The organism is Rhizobium sp. S163 (genome assembly GCF_030380805.1).
In the GTDB taxonomy this organism is placed as follows: domain Bacteria; phylum Pseudomonadota; class Alphaproteobacteria; order Rhizobiales; family Rhizobiaceae; genus Rhizobium.
The window spans coordinates 18,337-40,477 of sequence record NZ_JAUDSA010000012.1; the positions used below are offsets into that span (position 1 = coordinate 18,337).

A 22,141-nucleotide genomic window follows, 5' to 3' on the forward strand; every position below is an offset into this window, starting at 1 on the left:
CCTGAAGAGATGCGAGAAGTTCCGGGGAACGAACAGCGACGGCGAAGCATTGGCTAATACAACTTTTGAGAATGGCGATCAGGATTTCTCCTTTCACCTGTTCGCCCAAAGTGTCAACGTATGCTTGTATAAAATGGTGAATGATTGTTCATTTTGGTACAATCCATTCTAGCTAAGCCGCTGGATGTTAGCGATTAGGCGCCCTGCGTTTGCCTAGTGGTGGCAAATCTGTGATGCACAGATAAAGCCCGGCATTGTGTAGCCGTTGCCAAAGGATTCTGATGAGAGCTGATGCAATCTCCTAAAGGTGCCTCAGAATTGTTCACTTGTTCAAATCCAGTGACTGCTGGCAGTGACTCCCAATTGCGCAAAACTATCCGCGTTGCAGATCGTCGTGCCACCTTGCCGAGACATTCCGGATCAAATACGAAATCAACCTATGCAGGCTGTACTGATCAGTGAAAGTCGAGACGAAGGAGTCGAGCTTCCATTCGGAAGCAGGCGAGACCTATGATCAGTTGGCTCAGCGAGAAGATGACGGGCAGCGTCAATACGACCGTGCGACGAGAAGTTAGCGATCACTTCCGCAAAAATCCTGCCGCTCGCAGCACGCGATACCCGCTCCCGCACCGGCTTCTTCGAGACTTCTTCTCGATCGCCAAGTTTCCAAGATTTCTTGGCCTTTATGCCGCACTAGATGTGGCGATCGTCCTCGCGGAAATCCTAGTCGGGCGTTTCGCTCCGGAGATAATTTCAGGGGCCGCGATTTTCGGGCCGCCCCAAGAGCTCAAGAGCTTCGTGCTGAACGCATCAAGCTATCTTATCACCGCTCAGGTAGGGGTTTTGGGCGTCATCTCACTGGCGCTAGCGCTCGTGACGCTCATCGCGCAGAGGGAAAGTTCGTCGGTTGATGTCCAGGTTTACTATCACGAATCCCTTTCCTTCGAGGTGGTAGCTAGCTGCATAGCCCTGCTTGCAGTTTTATGCGGACAGTTGCTTTGGCCGGCGCATTTCTTAGCTCACTGGGTAGGATTCGGCGGGCATAGCCAAGTCTTCAAGCTAGGGCTGCTTACAATCCACGTGGTTTGGCTGCTACTCAACCTTGGAGGATTGGCGCACTTCATCACCGTAACCTTTGGCTTCGTCCAGCAGTCCGAGCGCGAAAAGCTGCGTGAACGTTTCACCGCGCATGTAATTCTGCCCGCCGAGATGACCAGGCGCTTTCGTGAACAGGTCTATGGTGCCGCCAATATGGCGTCGCTGGGCGGCAGCACGAGCGCTAATGCACCTTCCGTATTTTTCGGTCACGACGTCGGCGAGCCCTACGACGAGGAGATTGTCGCCACGTTCTCAAAGCCAGTCACCCTGCTAGACGTTCGAATGAAGTGGGTTGGATGGGCGCTGCGGAGGTGGGCTGTTCGTTCCGAGCAATTGCCGACAGCTTCTAATGTCACCGGCTTTCTCGGCGCCCACGAGCCCACGATATGGTTCACCCCTGACCTTAACGGAGTCCTTAAAGGCCGGGTTGTCTGGTGCCGACGCCGAGGCGGTCAAACTCTGACCGCCGTAGAAAAGTTTGTTCTTAAGAGAGCGTTCTCGTTCGGACGGAGCGGTTCGGATGCGTGAACTCCCTACGCCAGATCAGATCTTGGAAGAACTTGCTGACAAAGCCGCTGCAGCGATCGAGCGTCTCGCACCGGTGGCATTTGATGCGGCGTGGGATGAAATGGTTCGCTACCATCGATTTCTTCTGGCAATCAACGCCACACACGGACCGGATGGCAGGACGTTCAACTACTCGGAGATCCAAGGAAAGGATTGGCAGCCGCCCCACCGGGTCTGGATCAGGCAATATGGGCGCCTGTTCGAGCGCGCGGCAGACAGAATTCCAGACGACACTCACTTTATCCGAAAGTTGGCGTATGCACCTTTGAGCCTGCTTTCAACGCGTGATGGACCCAAGCTATCAACCAATATCATTAATTCGATATTGGACCTGGGGCCGATGATGATGCATCGGATTGAAGCTTGGAAAACGAAGCGAACAACCATTGAAACCTCTGCCATGGAGCCCGCTCGGCCGCGCCTCCGTCTGGCCGGCTCAGATGCAAAGGCATATTCGTCAGTTCTCCCAGATCTCATCGGAGCGTGGGAGTCTTTGCTTCACAGCGCTTCTGCGATCTATGGTTGGCGCGATGAGAAGCGGCAAGAGAGCCAAAGCCGGTGGAATGAGTTTCGAGCAAGCTGGCCGTTTCTATGGCAGCACCTAAAAAACACGGCTTACTGCCTAGCTGTGGCGGTATGGAACGAAGATGACGAGGGCGCGCGCTACTTCCAGGAGGCTCTGGTCCGCTGGCCTGAATCCCTTCGCCTGCGACACCCCTATTCCGAACTCAGGCACCGGCGGCATCTGTTTCCAAACATCCTTCATCGTGAGTGGACGGACGCCAAGGCCGCTGCACGCAGTCTGGCTTATGAACATGCGTCCGACCCTCAGGCGGATGAACTCTTCGCGACAATCGTTCGGAATGCCCACCAAGACGTTATCATGCTGTCGGCGGCCCTGCTGCTGTCGTGGTCCATCAATAACAAGCAGGCGTCAGACATAGGCGCAAGAACTGCCCGTGCGCTCTTGGACCGTAAAGGCGGCAATGAACACCGTGACGCATCAATCGGCGAACGACCCCATCTCCATTCGCTTTTTCTCGACGTGGCGCGGTTCGATGCCGCGGGAGAGAGATATGACGAGGCGTCCTATGCGAACGAGCTGGATCGACTTGTCACGACAATGGATAACATGACCGAGCGTCGAGTGGTTCCCGGACGGGTGTTCACGCCTTCCACGATCAACGGCAGGGAAGACCTGACCTCGTCATTTCTTGTAATCCTCGCTTCCTCTGTTCCGGCAAAGGGAGACGATGGCCTGGTCGGCCGGCTCCGTCAGCTTGCCGCCGACGTCGGCATACTTCCTCGCGGAGATCGCTCTCTTCGAGCGATCTCGAATGAAATCGGCACGCTTCTCAGCGTCCTTCGAAGTGAATTTTCGTTCGATGCTGCAAAGCCCTTGTTTGGTTCGACTGAGAATCCCGACTTCCGCAAGCGTCTGGACGAGATTCTGGAAAACGCGCGATTGGCGATCGAAAACGTCCGAACTGACCTCCTGAAATCTCTTCCAATTAGCGCTGAGGTGATCGAGGAACTTCGGAGTGCAGCGCAAGCCAGGCTACTGGAGGGCGGTACGCTATTGAACTTCTTCCAGGGCGTGAAGATCGTCCAACATCACGGCGTCGGCACCGACCCGATTGCGTTTGTAGCGATCGGAGATATCAGCAAGGCCCACATGGTACGGCCTCCGATGGAAACGCCGCCGGTGAACTTCGTCGAGTTTTTGGCGTCCAGCTTCCAAGATAAGGCGGAGATGCGCGTTTGGGGGGCGTTCGTCAACCGCCCTCGAGTCCGAGTTGAACTCGATCTAGCGGTCGAAAATCAAGCGTTCTGGACGGCAATCAAACCCTATCTCCTTCAAACCGGGGCCAAGCCCGTTCTCTTGGTTTCGCGAAGCGCCGAGGGACGTGCATTGCAGCGGTTCGTTTGGGGCCACGGTGCGAAACCGGATGCCTTGGGCATCACGCGGAAGGATTTCGTGGAGGGGGCAGCATCCTATATCGCCACGATCGAGGGAGTCGACGTGTTTGGTGTCGATATGCCTGCAGGGACCGCATGGCTGTTTTCGGGTGAGCTACTTCAGCAGGTCAGCTACTCTGGAGTGCGAACGTCGGATCACTGCGTAGACCTGGAATACATCGCGAGCGACGATCTCAACGGGTCGCTGCGACTTAGCTATCGGCAGAAAAGCACCTGGGCGGAGACGCCGATTTTTGAGGTGATTACGCCGGACCCGGACGATCTCGACAATGATTTCGATAAAAATCGACGATAACGATGACTAGCAACTCCAAGTTTTTGTGCAGCGACTGCGTGTCGGACGGATATTTGCGAAAGCTTATTAAACGGGAGGGAGCGCGATCGTCGTGTTCATACTGTGGTCAAAGCCGCAACTCATTTCCGGTGTCTCGTGTGGCCGAGCTGATTCACCAAGCATTCGGGCAATATCTTGAAAAGACGCCGCAAGATCCCGAAGGGTACGAAGCTGCGATGCACTTCGACAAGGAAAGTGACTACAGTTGGAGCCGTGGCGGAGACCCTGTTCAAGAAATCATATCCGACGCAGTGGGAGTGTCGTCTGAAATCGCCGAGGACGTACAGGACTCTCTGGTCTCCAAGTACTGGGATTATGACGACCAACTCTCAGGAGTAGAATCGGATTACGGAGACGAAGCTCGATACATTTACCAGGATCCGGGGTTTGGGAGGTGGCAGAGCGTCTGGGACGAGTTCGTACGGTCGCTCAAGTTCGAAGCCCGTTTATTCAGTACAAAGGGTGTCGAACAACTATCTGCGATACTCGGCGGCATAGAGAGGCTGGACACGCCCTCTGGGAGGTCGGTTCTCGTTGAAATCGGTCCAGGCTCGCCAATCAAAAAGCTTTTTCGTGCCCGTGTCTTTCAGTCTGACGCCGCTCTGAAAGCGGCCCTCGCAAAACCTGACGAGGAACTAGGACCCCCGCCTTCTCACGCGGCAAGCGCTGGTCGTATGAACGCTCGGGGCGTCTCCGTGTTCTACGGAGCAACGTCTCGAAAGACCGCCCTTGGGGAGGTGCGCCCTCCTGTCGGGAGCCTTGTTGCAATCGCGCGGTTCGACATCGTTAGAAAGCTGCGCGTCTTGGACTTCTCAGCATTCGAAGGTCTCACGCCCAATGTCAGTTTGTTCGATCCGGCGTACTCCGAAACCGTGACCAGGGCTCTGTTTCTGCGGTCCCTAGGAAAGCGCCTTGCCAGCGCGGTCATGCCGGACGAGCAACATTTCGACTACCTTCCCACGCAAGCTGTGGCCGACTTCCTGGCGACCGGCCGGTTGCTGCCGCTCGACGGCGTCATGTTCAGCTCGGTCCAGGCTGGTGGAAAAGGTTTGAACGTGGTTCTTTTTCACAATGCTTCTCGTGTCCGCAAGCTGAAGGTATCAGAAAACACTGAAGTTAAGGTCACGACCGTTCGTGAGCTTGATGAAGGCTATTACCGTTCATACGGGGTCGAATGGCTCGCCTGCGAAGGCGAAGAGGCCACCGGCGAAACGCGCGACGTGTGCCAGCCGAAGCGGCCGCCGTCTCCTCGCGATGAGCGGAAACCCAGCCTACGAATCAACATGGCGCACATTGAAATACGCGATATAGACCGCGCGAGATACAAGACGACGAAATTTTCAGTTAGGCACAAAGGCGTCACAAAGAAGGGGAAGCTCCGCGAAAAATGAAAACAAGTCTCGCCTCAACAAGCCGGCTGTTCATGCGCCTTTTCTTGCGTCATGCCTGGCGGACCACTCAGCAGAAATGGACCACCTCATTTGCAGGAGGAGGATTGTTGCTAGCAACGTTTGCTATGCCTTCGTTTGGGATAGCGGTTTTCGGCACTGCCTTTGCGGGCTGGGGCATCGCGGTCGTTCTTTTTAGCGCATTCTCGGCATTGGTCGGCAACAGGATTGGCGTCGGCCGCGAGAAAGCCGTGTTGGAGAAGGCGCACGCAGACCAGCCTCCTGCTCGGCGCTGATTCCACATCTGCGATCCGCGTGCACCCGATCTCTCTGCGATGCGGGTGGCGAGCATGTGCGTAAAATTCGCGTCTAACTCCCCGAAAAGTAGATCCGCCGAACAAACCTTGCCGACCGATCGCCCGGCGTGAAATAGTCCGTCGTCCAGTCTCGGTCTTCTATCAAGAAGTTCTGCTTGAAATCCTCCGGCGACTTGCCGGGATTGTTCTTTATAAAAATTGCGACCGCCTGGCGAAACGCGTAGTGCGAGTGAAGCCTGAAGAACTCCCCGAGATAGATGTCAGCAACGCGGTGGTTGCCGCGTATTACAACCATGTTCTCATCATTGCTATCCGTACTGGCCTTGCTGAAATTCGCCGAGCCGGTGATCACGATCGGATCGGCGGAAAGCGGATCGGCCAACATGAACTTCGTGTGTACCCAATGCACATTCACGCGCGCCGAGCCCCTGTCCATCTCTCCGAGCCATTGGTCGAAACCGGAAAGCGGGATACGGTTCCCGACGGCGATTACTACGTTCGGTAGCGCCTGAAGCCGCCGGATCTTTTCGATTTGCGCCTCCTTGTTGCGGCCGTTCCATTCCTTTTCCATCAGGGCCATTCGAAGCAGGCCGTCGGTCTTCGCATATACGTTAGCGAAGACATCATTCATTCCGAATGCGAAGGTCATGAAAAGGCCCTTTACCGCCTTTTCGGCCAGTTCTCCGTACCAGTCGAGAGCGTCAAGGTTCGGCCGCGGTGAGAACACGGGTGTGTCGGAACGCGGTTCCAGCGGAGTTGGTGCCGGCGTGAGGTCGGCATTGTCGGTCTTGTAATTGGATCCTTGCGTGACTTCTGGATCACCCGACAACGCGTCCAGGTATTTGAGATAGGTCTTACCGGGCTCTTCGCCCTCGATGATGTGTACGCAGTTGGCGTGCCCGAAGATTCCGTTTTCCGTCAGGTTGGTCGACCCGAACAGGAGTGCTTGCGGTTTCCCGGCTTCGCTGAGGACGAGAAACTTGTTGTGCATGAGACGCCCATGCTGCCGCGGCTTGCACACACCGGCCAAGCCGGCGTCTTCGATCGCCTTTTCGTTCTTTTCCCAAGGCCCGGTGTCGCTCTCGATGTCATCGTAGATGATCGACAGTTTAACACCCCTGGTCTCCGCAGCTTTCAGCGCCTCAAGAACGGCCGGCCATTGAAATTCATAGAAGGCCCCCTTCAAACTCCAAGTACTATCCTTCGCTCGGTCGATGAAACTGACGATGGATTCGAGCAGCCCGCGCGACAGCCATTCGTAGGCGCCAGGTCCAGCCTTGGAGGGAAGCTTGTTTTCGAACCGTCTCGCGTATTCCTGAGTTGCAGGAGAGCCGCGGTTGAAGAATACGCTATGATTCTGACCAACGACCGGCTCGGTGTGGACCTTGACCTTGACGCGGCCGTCCTGGCGCAGGTTCGCGGGATCCCCATACATCGCGACGATCTCGTACTCGTAGTCGCGATCGGGCTTCGCGGAGTAGTCGGCCCATTGAAAGGATTGGAAGGGATGGTAAAGGCTGGAGAACTGTTCGCCGGGCGCGGGGTGCTTCTCGACCGACTCGAAGGTCTTGACCCCCTTCATCCAGTAGGTCTCGCCTTCAGTAAAATCTTTTCGACGGATCGCGAAGCCGCGGAGGCTAGCCCGCTTGGCTTCGTCGATGGTCCAGCCAAGAAGAACGACGTAACTTCCAGCTACTGCGTTTACTGTAATTCCTTCGTCACTTACCCGCTTCCTCATTGCACGCCCCCCCCGCGCTGAGTTGAAGAGGGTACTATAGCTTAAATTGCATGACGGAATGAAGACCGTCATTCTGGGTAGGTAGTGGGGGTTCACAGCCGAACGGCGCTGTTGGCACCGTTAGCGCCATCGAACCGGCACGCGCAGCGAACGAACTTCCGGAGGCCCCTCCTGACGACCCACCTATCGGGGAGGTGCAACGGAAACCCCTTCGACGCCATGCCGCTCGAGTGCCCGCGCCACGAAGCCCTTGGACTTTTGATCCTCGACAAAGTCCGAAAGAAAAGTTTCGGCCAGCTTGCCGTGTGTTCTGGCGACACCCATGGCTTGTTCAATGACCATAAATCGACCAGGGATCATCTTCAGCCCTCCACGTAGTGCGGCGTCTTTCTCGAGCTGTTGGCGAACTCCGGCCGCGAAGCATAAGTGGCTGTCTGAGTTCAATTGATAGTCCGCAAGATGTGGAGCACACCAAATTGAATTGCTCGGGTCATTGCAAGTGGGCCTGAAGGCTCCCAATTAGCCCAAGCATCAGCGACCACACCGGACACTTGAGGATCTAACTCACTGAGCCTGCGAGGCGAGGTCTTCAAGCGGCCCCCAAAATGGATTGATCGAACCAAATTTTGGACTGACCCCTCAGTATCGGCGTCTTGCCTCGCTGATATCCCGTGCGCGGAACCATTAGCTTTCCATTGCTGGTCGAACGGACAGAGAACGGTTACAGAGCCGAAACGCACGAATAACGAACCGCCCATCGACACGCGTGATTGTTGGACGATCGGAGGAACAATTACCGGCCTGAGAAGTTAAGCAGTTAGTCGGGCGTAGGCATAATCGGAGCGCGGTGCTCTCCTTCCCCCAGCTAATCCTGAGGTCGCTTCCAGCCTTCGCGCTGTGACGCTGGGTTCGAATCCCAGCCCCGGCTACCAATCAAGCTTACGAAAACTGACGGCGCCGGGCTTACTTGCGGCTCTTAGCCTGCGTTTCGTTCTTCGCGGCCTCTCCCTGATAGCGACTACCTGATACGCGTATCCTCACGCATTTTCGCGTTATACTCGAACAATTCATTCAGATGCCGTCCCGACCTTTGTCCTCGCGCTATTGCGAACGCTAGCGTCTGGCAAATGCCTACTGGATTGACGTGGAGAACCTTCGGTCCTTCCAGTACCGGTTGACCATAGTCGACGTTCGGCTGCTTACTCTTCCCGCTTCCGACTTTGAACGGCCTCCAGTCCATGAAAGGCAAGCGGTGGCGAAGCGCCTCTCCAAAATACATTCCTACTTTCACTGAAGTTGCAAGCGTCTCGTCGGTCAACGTCCACGGTTCGAAGTCGATCGGCCGGTTCTCGTCAAAACGCATGATGCGCTTCATGTACTCCACTCCCTCCGGACTATAGGGTCGAGTTTCTAATTGCGTTTCATACCAGTCGCCAAGCCGAGCCAGAGACGCTGATGAATAATCACCCAACCAGTCTGAAAACCCCTCAGTCGTCTTTACCGAGGAAATTAGCTCCTCGATGCGGCTCGGTAGAATGTTCATGAACCAGGAGAAGAATAAATCGATTTCCTTCTTTTCCCGTAGAAGGTGCACCTTAGAATTGGCATTGTAGGCAATGGTAAACATTCAGTCCTCAGTCAATGAATAACGATTTTGATGCCAGCGTTGCGAAGCGCAGCTTCGACAGCAGTCGTTGGACCGCTCAGGCCGGTAACAGGACTAAGCCCTCCTAAAGTAGGCTGCCACTTCCGCCGCAAGCGAGACCGGCATTGCGTACATGTCATCCTTAACGCTCGGATCAGTGGGCGACTGATTGGAATATTTTCGTTCTCTATATAGAATTAAGCGCGTTAAGTTTCCCATATTAAAGTTTGGTTTCCGCTAGCGTCGGCAGCGCTACTTACAAAATTGTACGCCCATCACTGAGGTCCATCGACCGTCCCATCGGCATTGTGGTAGTAGCCTTTGGGTGGCGTACTTGGCCGAAGTACTCGCGCTATACGATGCTGGAAACCCTCGCAGCTATGAGCGATGATCCGCTCATCTCCTTGCCTGCCGCAGGTTAATCCGTGCCCGCACCAGCCTGGAAAGCTCGATGATCAACCGAGGGCATTGGACACGATCTACACTGACGATGTGGTCGCAAACGCACAGCCGGGCTCCGATGTCATGCAGTGTGCCTCAGCCGGTAAGATTACGGATTGCCGTTTACCACTAGACCATTATGGCTAAGCCATCACTCAGGTAATATGTAGGTTTTGTCCGGACATCCAGATATGAGACGTTTCTTTGTTGCCCCCCAACAAGCGGCTAAAGCTTTCGCCTTGTGGTTTCTCATCAGCGCAGCGTCGATGTCGATGCTCGCAGCCTACGATTACCAATCCGGGCTTTCCGCGCTCTCTGAGCGATCAAGAGGCATAGAAACACTCCTCGCTGAGAGACTGGCACAGCACGACGCACATCTGACAGCGTTTGGAACGCTGATTAGAATGTCTTCACAGACATCGGCACCGTTTCTGCAGGGCCTGGCGGAGAACATTATTGCACGTTATCCGCGGATAACTGACATCGCTGTATTTGATCTTAAGGCTGAAAACCCGCAATCGTGGAACTATGGTTCCGTCGATGGTCCCAGGCCAATATCTGCTCCGCCTCTAGATACTCTACCACACCTTGCAAATGCGGGTGAGACAGAAATCCGGCCGTCTGGCGTAAAACATTCATATGACATCTACAAATTGGTTGTGCCCGGGCGGATGCTGCGGATGCGCATCAATGCAGACGCACTTTTGGATGAGCAGCAGATACCTGCACAATACGCGCTCACATTGGGACTTGGTCAATCGGTGTTGTCGTCGCTAGAAAACAGCGTGTCGGCCGTGCTAAAAGCGTCCAACGACCTAACCATGCACAATCAAAGTCAGCCGCTGCGCTTGACCGTTACTCGAGGTTTCGGCCTTGCCGAACTTCTTCCACCGCAATTGGTTGTTCCCTTGTTGGCCGCGTTAGCGGCTGCGATTTGGTTGGTCACGTATTTTCGCTACGCGAACGATGAAAGACGACGGCAGGAACATCGTGCCGAATTGCTAGAGAAAGACGCCAAACTTGCTCACGCAGCTCTAGTAAACGCGCTTGGAGAGATGGCATCGGGCATTGCACATGAACTTGCCCAACCAATCGCTGCAATATTGGCTCAGAGCCAGGCTGCAAGACGAGCCTTGACGATCGCGCGCCCGGATATCGTGGAGAAGGCGTTGGAGGGAAACATCCGGGACGCCAAGCGAGCGGGTGACATTCTTGGGCGCATGCGCGCGTACATATCCGGGGCTGCTGCTCACCTAGAGGAAGTGTCGCTCTTTCTGGCTTTGAGCGATGCCGTCCGACTTATCGAAGCTGATCTTGCCCAGCGAAACATCGAACTCCTTGTTATCCCCGCGAGCGAAGAGATTACCGTTACGATCGACATAATATCGTTCCAGCAGGTTGTCCTCAATCTGATCCGCAACGCGGCTGACGCGGCAGCGCCAGGGGCGGACCCCCGTATAACGGTGAGCGCTGAACACGAGCGCAACGAGGCCGTGATTAAGATTGCAGACAACGGGCCAGGAATCGATCCGTCGTTGCTGGACAGAGTATTCGAGCCGTTCTTTACAACGAAGCAGGACGGCATGGGTCTTGGCCTTCCTCTCTCGTCTAGATTAATCGAGAAGATGGACGGGTCGCTTTCAATTCGCAACGAAGGAGGCGCATGCTTCATGATACGGCTACCATCGGGAGCTTCGAATGATCTACCTCGTTGATGACGACGCTTCGGTGCGTGAGGCAATGACACTGCTTATGGCGACATACGGCAAGGAGGTCGCGGCATTTTCCGACGCTGCTCACCTGCTCTCGCACATAGAAAGAGCCGAGCCCGGCGTCTTGATCCTAGACTTGCGGATGCCCGCAACGAGTGGCTTGCAGCTCCTAAAGAAACTCGAGGAGTTGCGCATCCGGTGGCCGGCGCTCATGATCACCGGTCACGGGGACATCGAAGCATGCCGTCGTGCGTTCAAAGCAGGCGTAATGGATTTTCTTGCAAAGCCGGTCGATGAACATGTCCTGATGGAAGCACTAGCAACGTGCGAGACAGCGCTCGACGAATTGTTGGTACGACAAGAGAACGGGCGGCTGATCCAGCAGCTTACCTCTCGTGAAGTCGAGGTGCTGGAGCTTGTGTCAAAGGGGTTTGGCAGCAAGGATATCGCGGTCGCTTTGGATGTCTCTGTGCGAACTGTCGATAGCCACAGAGCAAATATCGCGACAAAACTCGGGACACCCGCAGTAGCAGAGCAGACACGCATTTGGTTGGCCGCGCATCCGTAGTTCTACCAGGCTCTGTCGGTGTCAATGCGAGTTAACGGCGCTGATTTGATCTTCTAGATTGGCAATCATCAACTCAACAAACAGGAAGGTTTGCCAAATGAAGATTGCCCTGCTCTCGATGGCTGTTTCAGCCCTGATCGCGGCACCCGCCATCGCTCAGGATACGGTCCAACAGACCAGCTTGGGTACTGCCCTGGCGGTCGAGCTCGCGCAGGCTGCTGTCACTGCGTGCTCAAGTGACGGATACAATGTCTCGGCAGCCGTCACAGACCGGTCCGGCGTTCTTCTCGCTCTCGTGCGTTCCGAGAATGCTGGCGCACACACAGCAAACGCCTCCACGGCCAAGGCCTTCACGTCAGCCTCGTCGCGCAACCTGACAAGCGCGATCGCCGACAACGTCGCCAAGAACGCTGGAGCGGCCGGTCTGGCTGACATTCCTGGATTTCTCGTTCTGGCAGGTGGCGTTCCGATCAAGGTTGGTAAGGACACAGTCGGCGCGATAGGCATTGCGGGCGCACCTGGCGGCAATCTGGACGAAGCATGTGCAAACAAGGCCCTGGAAAAAGTTGGCGCACGCCTCAAGTAACTGAAGAAGCGATCAGGCGCACCGTGGCGGCCAGCCGTGGTGCGTCTTTTGTTTTTCTTACTCAAGCTTGTTTCTGACACGCGCCCTACCAAATAAAGTGTTGGTATAGGGATTGAGCCATGGTTGAACGAGTATCACGGATTTCGTCCACTGCATCATCGCAAGCTGCGCGCGTTGACCGTAGCATTTCGCTCGCAGAGCCAGACTTGGCCTGGGCGGCAGAACGACAATCTGTGATATCCGAAGGTTTGGAGCGGCATCGAGATGCCGATCCAAAAGACGGTTCTGAGCATAACAGGTCAAATTCGCACGAGGGCTCATTGTCCGACCGTCTCCCAAATCATCCCTCGGCCACGGATCAGGAAAATGATCGCGCCGCCGAGCTCCACTTGTCCGGCGAAAGCGAACGAATTGGGTCTGGAAACCTGGAGGATGCCGACGTTCCGTTCGGCGATCACGTCGGTTACATTTGATCGCGAACGCCGCGCCAAATCCTGAGGAAACAGAAAAGCGGAGTTAGATTCTAGTCTGCTTGTTCGGCTGCTGAGAAAGCAGGGCTGACAATAGCCTTCGTTCGATCCTTCATATGCTCCTATGTGCTTACTGCGGTGTTTCGCAGCGTCACCTTGTCAGACTGCAGACGCTGGGCGACAACATATTGGATCGCCAAACCAAAAATCAGAGTTGAGATATCGACAGCAGGCGAAAACTGATAGGCTTCTCGTAGGACCTGCAGCGAGATGCAAACGAGTGACCCCCATGCAAACACGGCAAGGCCCTGCTTCCCAAGGAGCGACACGGCTGCCAGCTTGGCACTACCCGCCACCACACGACATACGTTGATCTGCGAAATTACGTATGACAGCGCGAGGATGTGTATCAGTCGCGGCAGTGGCAAGATGCCCTTTTCGAAACCTATCAAAAGGGCAGGATGGTCGCCCCAAGCAGTCAACTCATAGTGCTGCCCCTGGATGACGAACATTGCGAATCCAAGATAGGCGATTGCAGTTGCCATCAAGACCGGACTATAGCCGACAAGGCTCTCACCTTTTTTCATGGAGATGCCAGCGCACAGTCCGATGCAGTAGATGAGTTGCCAGGAAAACGGATTGAGGAACCAGGATCCGTCTGTCGGATAATTTGGAAGGTTGATGTTGTTCCAGCCGGCAATAGCCCAGATGGTAACCGACACCGTCAACAACAGAGCGCGGCTGCGCAAGGCGAGAGCTAGGAAAACAGGTGTTGCCGCCAACAGCAACATATAGAGCGGCAGAATATTGAAATAGCCAAGCTGATGCGTTGTCGCGAGTACACCGAGCGCGGTCGACCACGGTGCGTCCAGGTAGGAGACCATATTGACGCGCTGCGAAAGAGCGGTCGTGCCGAGCAAATTATGGCCCGCCATGAGAACGATCACTGCCAGCACGGTTGTCAGCAGATGAACGCTGTAAAGCCGGCTTGCGCGACGCAGGATGCGAGCAATCGCGTGTATGCGGTCGCGTACATAGATATTGGAGTAGGCAAGCCCTGCAGACATACCCGACATCAGTACAAAGGCCTCTGCCGCGTCCGAAAAACCGAAGTTCTTTGACGTGACACCTTCCATCATGTTGCCAGGCACGTGATTGATGAAGATCATCACCAGGGCCAGGCCGCGGAAAAAATCAAGGCGCGGATCTCGGCCGGCCGTTGGAGCGGCAGGGTGCTGCATGGTTAACTTGTCCCGCTGATTGATTGCTGTTTCAGATGCACCCACGGTAGCAACCGCTTGATGAAGCCTACATGAACGGGTGGTTCACGTTCGACATTCGAGTCGCAATATGAACCGAACAGGAACCGGTCCGGCAATTGGCATCAAGGCTGCAACGCGACACAACGCAATGGCAGCCGGGTCGAACCACCTGCTGAAGCTGAACCGCAGCCGTGCTATTTTTCGCATCTTCGCAGAGACGCCGTTCATTAGACGTCCACTCGCGCGCGCTGTATTTCTCGTTGTTTATGATCGGATCTTTGTTCATCAACGCGTAGACCGTCTGGCAGGCGATCTTCGACCAACGAGGGACGAGCCTGCGTCTCACCACCCTGTCAATGAAGGCTCTTGCGCCACTCTAGTTGCTGCCCCCGGAAAGCAAGGCTGGGGCTCTCACAATGGGGGTCCAGGTGTGCGCAGTGGTGCGCCATCCTCGCGCTGATTGCATTTGCAGCCGGACTTGCCAACAGCCCGAACCGGCCATTCCTTATCTGAGCACGTCGAACCTGACTGACTATCTCGTGCATCAGACCCTGATTGTCATTGCTGCCTACCACATCTTGCAATCGATGAAGAATTTGGCGCCCGCGCGCCTTGCTCCTTCCTTGTTGGTGTTGCGTCGATGAGAAAAGGCCTTCGAAAACGGCTTGGGCATTCTGGCGTACGACTTTCTCGATAAGCGCCGCGCCCCAGTATCTGGTAGCCACTGCGAGATAGGTGTCACGCCTGTTCGACAAGCCCAAATACAATTGCCACCGACACGCGCTCGATATATTCCCAGAGATATATCGATTCACTATTCTTCGCATTTCACAAGGAATTGCCGTTTGCCTTTTGAGCTTTTGGTCTCCCAAGGTCGTATCGCCGACCGTAGCCCTGGCGCCATTCGCGGCGCCGAGCTTGCCGCGAATGCCCTTACCGCACTGACCGGCCTGGAACCGTCTATCATCGGCACACCTTCCGCGCCGGAGGTGGACGACTGGTCACGAAGTCTTCCGCAAGCACGACGCACGCTCGAGGCTTTGCAAGATGCAGTTGCCGCAAGCATTGGAAAAGGAAACAGACCGCTGGTGGTAGCAAACACCTGCTCTGCAAGTCTTGCGACCTTGCCTATCGCTGCCCGGCACTATCCGGATTTGACCGTTCTCTGGATCGATGCTCACGGCGATTTCAACACTCCCGCAACAACGACCAGCGGGTATCTTGGCGGCATGGTACTGGCTGCCACCTGTGGGCTCTGGGAAAGCGGTTTCGGTGCCGGCATCGACCCGGCCAGCGTCGTCGTCGCCGGTGCGCGAGACATAGACCCGCCGGAGCAACAGGCACTGCTCGACGCCGGCGTCCGGTTTTTCGGGCCAGACGAAAGCCGGCCAAAGACGATCGGCGAGGCGATCGGCGACGGACCTGTGTGGATCCACATCGATTGGGATGTCCTCGAGCCGGGTTACGTGCCAGCCGCATATGCGATCGGCGGGGGATTAACGCCGACCGCGCTACGTGCTCTGTTGGCAACCATACCTGCGAGGCAAATCGTAGGCGTCGAGTTGACCGAGTTCGAAGCCTCCAACAATGGGGCGGACAACGCGGCCGCACTGGCTCACCTCATCCACACCGTTTCTCCTCTCCTTTGACGAGCAGCGTAACTATGGGCAGGCTGCAATTGCCCTCCTCGCTCCCTCGCTTGACCACCTGGGAGCGGATAGTGAAGGCCTTGCGACGACAAGGCGAAGCGAGCCCTCAAAAAACGGCTGCGTGCGAAGTCCGCCATAGCGGGCATCCCAACTCCCGTCGGCCAAGTCGCGGCTCAAATCGGCGACAAATCGCTCACCGACGCTCTTGTCGACGAAGCTCCATGCGGAATTGGCAAGGCGTGCGCCAGGTTCCAAGATGCGCTCGGGCCGACCGTAATAGGCTTCACCGAACCCGTCGACGCAGCCGAGTGGAATAGGGACGGTGCGGATATCGACGTCCCCGCCCAGCTCCTCAGCGATTGCGCTCATGGCCGGATAACGTCGGGCCTCCACGGCGATCATCTCCGGCGCGTAGTCGTTCAGCCAGCATCTTGTCAGTTCATTCGGATCGCAGGTGAGAACAAGCACCGGTCCACGCGTGACGCGACGCATCTCGGAAAGGCCGCAAGCCAAATCAGTCCATTGGTGAACGGTGAACGAAGCCATGCTTGCGTCGAAGGTTTTTTCAGCGAAAGGCAGCCTTTCTGCGATCGCGTCGATCGCGGGCGGAAGATGAGCCGGGCGCTGCGCGCGCATTGACGCCGAAGGCTCAACAGCCGTAACCGCGCGATCCACGGGCTCGTAGGAGCCGGCGCCCGCACCGACATTCAACACCGTGGCCGCATCGCCGAGAGCGCGGCGGATATATTCCGCTATCTTAGGTTCCGGCTGGCGATAGCTTACATATCCTTTGCCGATCACGCCGTAATTCGCGTCACCTGCGCTGCCGTCTTGGTGTCTCTCACTCATCGCTTTGAGCCTTCCGGTTTGAAAAAAGGGGAACACATCAGCTCCTCATGTTCATTTTTCGATGAGCAGTGTTCGATGTTTCTCATATGCGACCATGCAGAGCGGCCTGAAAACCGATATGATCGAACACCTTATGTTCGGAAATCTCACATGAGCAGACGCATCCCTTCACTTAACGCACTTCGGGCGTTCGAAGCAGCGGGCCGTCATGGACGCATGACGCTTGCAGCAAATGAACTCAACGTGACCCACAGTGCCGTGAGCCGCCAGATAAAGCACCTGGAGGCTCTTCTCGGGGTGCCGTTGTTTGAGGGACCGAAGAATCAGTTGCGGCTAACAGAGGCCGGGCACACATTGCTGGCCGGGCTTGGCGCAGCCTTCGACCAGATCGATGTGTCGGTGCGTGCGGTTGCCGATACGGAAGAAGGAGCGATCGACGTCTCCTGTCCGGGTACCTTCACCATGCGCTGGCTCATTCCGCGACTATACCGTTTTCAAGCGGACTACCCGAAAATCGAAGTACGTTTGACGGCATCCTCAAAGCCGGTCGATTTCGAGCGGGATGGTGTCGACGTCGCCATCCGTGTGGGGGATCCTCCTTGGCCGGCCGGAGCAGAGGTCATCCCGTTGTTTCCCGAACAGATCGGACCGGTCATAGCCGCGGGCTTTGCGAGAAACAACGTAGGGCATCTCGACATCATCCCGGAACTACACACACGAACGAGGCCGCAAGCCTGGAACGATTGGCGTTCCCGCTCTGGGCGCCATCTCCTGACAGGTCCAAAGGTGGATTACGAGCACTTCTATTTCATGCTGGAGGCAGCGCGGGCGGGACTTGGCGCTTGCGCAGCACCTTGGCCCTATGTGGTCGATGACATCCATGCCGGCCGCTTGGTGGCACCGTTCGGTTTTATCGACAGCGGGCATCACTATGTCGCCCTGAAGCGGTCTAGGCGCAATCGCAAGGCGACCCTGTTTTGCGAATGGCTTGCCGCGCAGGCAAAGGAGTTTCAGACATTGTACCCGGCTTTATCAGAGAAGGCGTGAAATTTGCTCTAGGGACGTCTTGTCTCGCAGCACACCGAAGGCTTCGGTCGAGAATTATCCCGTACAACGAATAGTGAATTCGGTGGCATTGCAATTGTTAGCGCACCACCTAAATTGAGCCATAAAGTGGACGCATTTGGAGAAGCGCGCATGTCACGATCCTACGGCAATATCGAGGATTCAAACGTTCCCACAGCATTGACCATCGACCTTGGTGAAGCGGTTCGCTCAGCAAGGCAGGTGGCAGGCTACAGTATCGAGCAGGTCGCACTCACCTGCGGCCTGACCGAGACGGAAATTGCCAAGGTCGAAGCCGGCCATGAAGGAGATCGGCGACTTGTGAAGCGCATCGCGAAGGCGTTGGGTATCACGGCGACTGCGTTATTCCCGACGGTCGCTGCATAAGCCGACGTTATCAAACGATTCCGACCACGGCCGTGCGGTGTCGCGAAGTATAACCACTTGCTCCGCGGCACCTGTAAACTCGCGCGGTAGCTGCCTCACAGGATTGCGCGCGGGCTTTTCGTCAACCGAATTCCACCATTGCTGCCGACGACCACCGTCTCGCTGAAGCCGAGGCCCTGTGCCGTGGCGTAGAGATGAAAGACCATATTCTGTTCCAGTGACCAGTCCGAGGTTGGCAAGAATACCCCGGAAAAATCGCTGGTGCGCGGCGTGCGGGTATAGAGCCCGAGCGTATACGCCGTGACGTTTTCATAGACCGGACGTAGTCCCGCATTGAGCGCGCCCTGACGCATGATTGCGTCGACGTCGCAGGCTCGCGCCCCCGGCTTCATTGCGGCGATCTGAAGGTCCTGCAATGCGACCAGTCTTTCGGCCGTGACAGCCAATTCGTCTGGGGGGCGTCCCACCACAATCGGCCTCATCAGACGCGCACCGTAATTTGCGACACGCGGGATGAGTTCGACATGCAGGGTGTCGCCTTCACCAATTGCCTCGGTCTTGAACACGCCGTGCAGGAATTCATGGCTGCCAGCAGCTTTCACAACTGGTCCAACCTCGCCGGTGTCTGCTCCCTCTCGCAAGAATACGCCCGAGGCGATCGCGGCCGCGTCGCGCGTCGTCATGCCCGGCGTCACCTGTCTTGCGATCTCCGCCATCGCCTTGTCGGCAATTTGGGACGCCTGGGCAAGAACGGCAATCTCTTCCCTAGACTTTAGCCAGCGTAGGCTGTCACCCACGCCCTGCATTGGCACGAATGTCGCGTCTGGCAAAAGCGCCTGCAGCCGCATGAAGGTTGCGGAACTCATGCAATAGGAATTGGTGTCGAAACCGATGCGCGCCTTGCCAAAACCATGACCGAGGATGCTGGCAGCAACGGCTGCCTGTGCTTCCTCGGTATCGGCAAAGCCGACGACATCGGTGATCCAGCTCTGTTCGCGGCAGGGAGCTTCGTCCAGTGCGCGCAAGCAGAACCACCCTTCCCCGTCGCGTGGCAAGAAGGCCGCGCGATACATGGTTTCGGAGACAGTATAGCCCGTCAGCCAGGCCAGAAGCTCTCCACTGTCGGCGAGCAACAGGTCGGCGCCTGAAGACGCGATGGCGTCCCGGGCGAGAGCGATACGACGATCATATTCCGCCCGGGAGAACACTACGCCACCTCGCAAATATCGAGGATGGTCAGCATGTATACGCGGATCATGTCGAGGAAGTCGATGATGTCGACCCGCTCGTCGGGCATGGTGTTGTAACGACCGCCCGGACCACAGACGATGCCTTCCATGCCGAGTTCATGATAAAGATGGCCAGCATCTGTGCCATAAAAGCGGGTTGGGGTGATGGCACCAGTCGGTTGCTTTTCGCCGCGAACAGCTTCGTAGGCAGCATTGATCGACTTGACAATGGGGCTATCTGGGGAGACTTCAAAGGGCGGCATCAGCGGACGGCCTTCGATCATCTCGGGCACCAGCTTGGCCTTCAGGCCCGGGAAGCGTTCTTCAAGTGCGCGCAGTTCACGGTCGAGGTCGGCAAGCACGCCTTCTTGCGTCTGGCCGGGAGCATAGCGGCAGGAGCCCTTGAGACGGACGAAATCGGCCACCTGTGGCGGACGCCACTCTTCGAGATCGCGGCCGAGCGCGCCATGGACGACGCCAACATGGCCACGATTGATCGAACGATGCACGTCGCTCTTTGCGCCGCTGAAAGTCATGGCATTGATGCGCGGGATGATGTCGCAGGCTGCTGCGATCGCATCGACGGATTCTTCGCGCTTGGAGAGATGGCGCGTGTCGCCGGTCAGTTCGATGACATAGCTCAGTGCTGCCGCATGCATGGTAACGGCGACAAGGTCGCTCGGCTCGCTGTTGATGAAATAGTCAGCTTTCACGCCGCTGTGGATCGCCGCCAACGTCCCGACTCCACCTTGCAGCTCGCCGACCACGAAGGTGAGCGTGACGTCGCCCTTCAGCTTGACGCCGGCTTCGAGCAGCGTCTTCACCGCGCAGAAATAGGCGGCGTCACCGGCCTTCATGTTGGAGACGCCGATGCCGTAGATGAACTTGTCGTCGACGAGGCCGGCATAGGGATCGACTGTCCAGCCTTCGGTGACCGGATTGGTATCAAGATGGCCGTTGAACAACAGGCTCTTGCCCTCACCGGTGCCCTTCAATCGGCCGATCGTGTTGAAGCGGCGGCCTTCATCGAACGGCTGGAGTTCGGCTTCGACGCCGATCTTCTCAAGCTCCTTGGCCATCCAGCGGGCGAGATCCTTCTCGCCTTCGGTTTCCGAATGACTCTTGTGCTGGACCATCTTCGACAGGAAATCGAGGCAGGCCTTTTCGTCGATCCGGTCCAACAGGGACTTCGGGTCCATTGTCATGCTCCTTGATGCGGTATCACTGGTATTGTGCGGCGGCGCGCGGCACCGCCTCGATCAGGCGGCGCGTATAGTCCGCCCGGTCTGGGCTATCGATCTCATCGGCCTTCACCACCTCGATCAGGTCGCCGCGATACATGACGGCGATCCGATGGGCGATCTGGCGGATCAGGTTGAGGTCGTGGGTGATGAAGAGGTAGGCCGTGCCGCTCGCCTTCTGCAGTTCGAGCAGAAGCTCCACGACGGATGCCTGGACCGACACGTCGAGTGCCGAGGTGATCTCGTCGCAGATGACGAGCTTCGGCTTCGAGGCAAAGGCCCGGGCGATCGCCACGCGCTGTTTTTCGCCGCCCGAAAGTTGGTGCGGATAACGGTTGGCATGGGTGCGCGGCAGGCGCACCTGCTCCAGCATGTCGCCGATCTGCTTCTCCAGATCCCTACCGTCGCCGAACAGCTTCAGCGGGCGGGAAAGGATTTCGGAAATCTTCTGGCGCGGATTGAGCGAGGCATCCGGGTGCTGGAAGATGATCTGCACGTCCTTGCGATAGGCATTGTCCATATCGCCGAGGCTTTTGATCTCGCGACCGTCGAACCAGATCTTTCCCTCGAACCGGTTGAGACCGGTCATCGCCTTGGCAAGCGTCGACTTGCCCGAACCGCTTTCGCCGACGATGCCGAGGATCTCGCCCGGATTGACGCTGAGGCTGATCGCATTGTTGCCGGTCACCCGTTCCGTCTTCTTGCCGGTCAGTGCGGCAAGAAAGGGCTTGCGGCCGAAATGCACGCTGACATTCTCGACCTTGACCAGCGGCGTGTCGGCCACGACCATGTCATCCTTGACCAGCCGATGGGCAGGATCGGGGACGGCGGCGATCAGTTCGCGGGTATAATCCTGCTGCGGGTTGGTGAAGATGTCGCGGACATTGCCCTGTTCGACGATATCACCGCGCTTGATGACGGCGACACGGCTTGCGGTGCGGGCGACCAGCGCCAGGTCATGCGAAATATAGAGCGAGGCAACGCCGGTTTCCGCCTGCAATTCGACGAAGAGATCGAGGATCTGCCGCGAGGTGATCACGTCGAGTGCCGTGGTCGGCTCATCGAAGATGATGCATTCCGGATTGCAGGCGAAGGCGGACGCGATGACGACGCGCTGCTTTTCGCCGCCGGAGACTTCATGCGGCATGCGGTGCATCATCTGCGCCGGCGTCTTCAGCCCCACATGGGCAAGCCGTTCCTCGCCTTCCTTCCACGCCTGCTTAACGGTCAGGCCGCGGTGGCGGACGAGAACTTCGGCCAGCTGCGTGCCAAGCGAAAGCGTCGGGTTGAGCGACGTGCTCGGGTCTTGGAACACCATGCTGATGCGCCGGCCTCGAATGGCTTCCATCTGCCGCTCAGAATTCTCGAGCAGATTGTCGCCACCGAGCAGAATGCGTCCGCCCGGTTCGCGGGCATTCTTCGGCAGGTAGCGCATGATCGACCATGCGAGCGATGTCTTGCCGGAGCCGCTCTCGCCGACGAGGCCGAGGATTTCGCCGCGATGGATGGCGAGGTCGATGTTTTTCAACGCATGATACGGGCCGTTGGCGGTCTCGTAATCCAGCGAGTAGTTCTCGATAGCGAGAACCGGCTTGTTTTCCGTATTGGTCATGGG

General features: G+C 56.9%; 18 protein-coding genes. 10 read left to right on the forward strand and 8 right to left on the reverse strand.

The window, feature by feature from the left end:
- Positions 1-510: 510 nt before the first annotated feature.
- The 4 genes from QTL96_RS10100 (at position 511) to QTL96_RS10115 (ending at position 5,663) form a co-directional block, all read left to right on the forward strand.
- On the forward strand, positions 511-1,626 hold the full coding sequence (locus tag QTL96_RS10100; protein ID WP_289727662.1) for a hypothetical protein: 1,116 nt from the start codon (positions 511-513) through the stop codon (positions 1,624-1,626).
- Positions 1,619-3,940: a hypothetical protein gene (locus QTL96_RS10105; RefSeq protein WP_289727663.1), complete on the forward strand. Its 2,322-nt coding sequence runs from the start codon at positions 1,619-1,621 to the stop codon at positions 3,938-3,940. The genes QTL96_RS10100 and QTL96_RS10105 overlap by 8 nt, the downstream gene beginning before the upstream one ends.
- A gap of 137 nt (positions 3,941-4,077) precedes the next feature.
- Positions 4,078-5,370, forward strand: coding sequence for an RES family NAD+ phosphorylase (locus tag QTL96_RS10110; RefSeq protein WP_354669127.1), 1,293 nt, complete (start codon positions 4,078-4,080; stop codon positions 5,368-5,370).
- Positions 5,367-5,663, forward strand: a complete 297-nt coding sequence (locus tag QTL96_RS10115) for a hypothetical protein (protein WP_289727665.1) — start codon at positions 5,367-5,369, stop codon at positions 5,661-5,663. Before QTL96_RS10110 ends, QTL96_RS10115 begins: the two co-directional genes overlap by 4 nt.
- Positions 5,664-5,736: 73 nt before the next feature.
- On the opposite strand, the gene QTL96_RS10120 is transcribed toward QTL96_RS10115, so the two are convergent.
- From QTL96_RS10120 to QTL96_RS10130, 3 genes are all read right to left on the reverse strand, one after another.
- A complete protein-coding gene (locus QTL96_RS10120) occupies positions 5,737-7,422 on the reverse strand; it encodes a phospholipase D-like domain-containing protein (protein WP_289727666.1) in 1,686 nt (561 codons plus the stop codon).
- Between the two features lie 183 nt (positions 7,423-7,605).
- Positions 7,606-7,866 (reverse strand): hypothetical protein, encoded by a 261-nt coding sequence (locus QTL96_RS10125; RefSeq protein WP_289727667.1) that lies wholly within the window; start codon positions 7,864-7,866, stop codon positions 7,606-7,608.
- Positions 7,867-8,440: 574 nt separating this feature from the next.
- A complete protein-coding gene (locus QTL96_RS10130; protein WP_289727668.1) occupies positions 8,441-9,049 on the reverse strand; it encodes a hypothetical protein in 609 nt (202 codons plus the stop codon).
- Between the two features lie 650 nt (positions 9,050-9,699).
- On the opposite strand from QTL96_RS10130, the gene QTL96_RS10135 reads away from it, so the two are divergent.
- From QTL96_RS10135 to QTL96_RS10145, 3 genes are all read left to right on the forward strand, one after another.
- A complete protein-coding gene (locus QTL96_RS10135; protein ID WP_289727669.1) occupies positions 9,700-11,223 on the forward strand; it encodes an ATP-binding protein in 1,524 nt (507 codons plus the stop codon).
- Entirely contained in the window at positions 11,207-11,788 is a 582-nt protein-coding gene (locus QTL96_RS10140; protein ID WP_113198656.1) for a response regulator, read from the forward strand. Before QTL96_RS10135 ends, QTL96_RS10140 begins: the two co-directional genes overlap by 17 nt.
- A gap of 97 nt (positions 11,789-11,885) precedes the next feature.
- Entirely contained in the window at positions 11,886-12,374 is a 489-nt protein-coding gene (locus QTL96_RS10145) for a heme-binding protein (RefSeq protein WP_289727670.1), read from the forward strand.
- A 592-nt stretch (positions 12,375-12,966) separates the two neighbouring features.
- Here the strand turns inward: QTL96_RS10145 and QTL96_RS10150 are convergent.
- On the reverse strand, positions 12,967-14,130 hold the full coding sequence (locus QTL96_RS10150; RefSeq protein ID WP_289727671.1) for an OpgC domain-containing protein: 1,164 nt from the start codon (positions 14,128-14,130) through the stop codon (positions 12,967-12,969).
- Between the two features lie 821 nt (positions 14,131-14,951).
- Between QTL96_RS10150 and QTL96_RS10155 the strand changes: the two genes are divergently transcribed.
- Entirely contained in the window at positions 14,952-15,755 is an 804-nt protein-coding gene (locus tag QTL96_RS10155) for an arginase family protein (RefSeq protein ID WP_113198652.1), read from the forward strand.
- A 12-nt stretch (positions 15,756-15,767) separates the two neighbouring features.
- Here the strand turns inward: QTL96_RS10155 and QTL96_RS10160 are convergent, their stop codons facing one another.
- The gene (locus QTL96_RS10160) at positions 15,768-16,640 is read right to left on the reverse strand and encodes a methyltransferase domain-containing protein (RefSeq protein ID WP_289727672.1); all 873 of its coding nucleotides are present in this window, start codon (positions 16,638-16,640) and stop codon (positions 15,768-15,770) included.
- A 114-nt stretch (positions 16,641-16,754) separates the two neighbouring features.
- On the opposite strand from QTL96_RS10160, the gene QTL96_RS10165 reads away from it, so the two are divergent.
- Together QTL96_RS10165 and QTL96_RS10170 are read left to right on the forward strand one after the other, a co-directional pair.
- A complete protein-coding gene (locus QTL96_RS10165) occupies positions 16,755-17,651 on the forward strand; it encodes a LysR family transcriptional regulator (RefSeq protein WP_289727673.1) in 897 nt (298 codons plus the stop codon).
- 150 nt (positions 17,652-17,801) lie between these two features.
- On the forward strand, positions 17,802-18,056 hold the full coding sequence (locus QTL96_RS10170; protein WP_112819735.1) for a helix-turn-helix transcriptional regulator: 255 nt from the start codon (positions 17,802-17,804) through the stop codon (positions 18,054-18,056).
- A gap of 95 nt (positions 18,057-18,151) precedes the next feature.
- Here QTL96_RS10170 and QTL96_RS10175 read toward each other — a convergent pair whose 3' ends face one another.
- From QTL96_RS10175 to QTL96_RS10185, 3 genes are read right to left on the reverse strand one after another with little or no spacing between them, the layout of a single operon-like run.
- Complete coding sequence (locus QTL96_RS10175) at positions 18,152-19,264, reverse strand: Xaa-Pro peptidase family protein (protein ID WP_289727674.1); 1,113 nt, start codon at positions 19,262-19,264, stop codon at positions 18,152-18,154.
- Entirely contained in the window at positions 19,264-20,484 is a 1,221-nt protein-coding gene (locus QTL96_RS10180; protein WP_113168120.1) for a M20/M25/M40 family metallo-hydrolase, read from the reverse strand. The genes QTL96_RS10175 and QTL96_RS10180 overlap by 1 nt, the downstream gene beginning before the upstream one ends.
- A 22-nt stretch (positions 20,485-20,506) precedes the next feature.
- Entirely contained in the window at positions 20,507-22,138 is a 1,632-nt protein-coding gene (locus QTL96_RS10185) for an ABC transporter ATP-binding protein (RefSeq protein WP_289727675.1), read from the reverse strand.
- Positions 22,139-22,141: the final 3 nt, after the last annotated feature.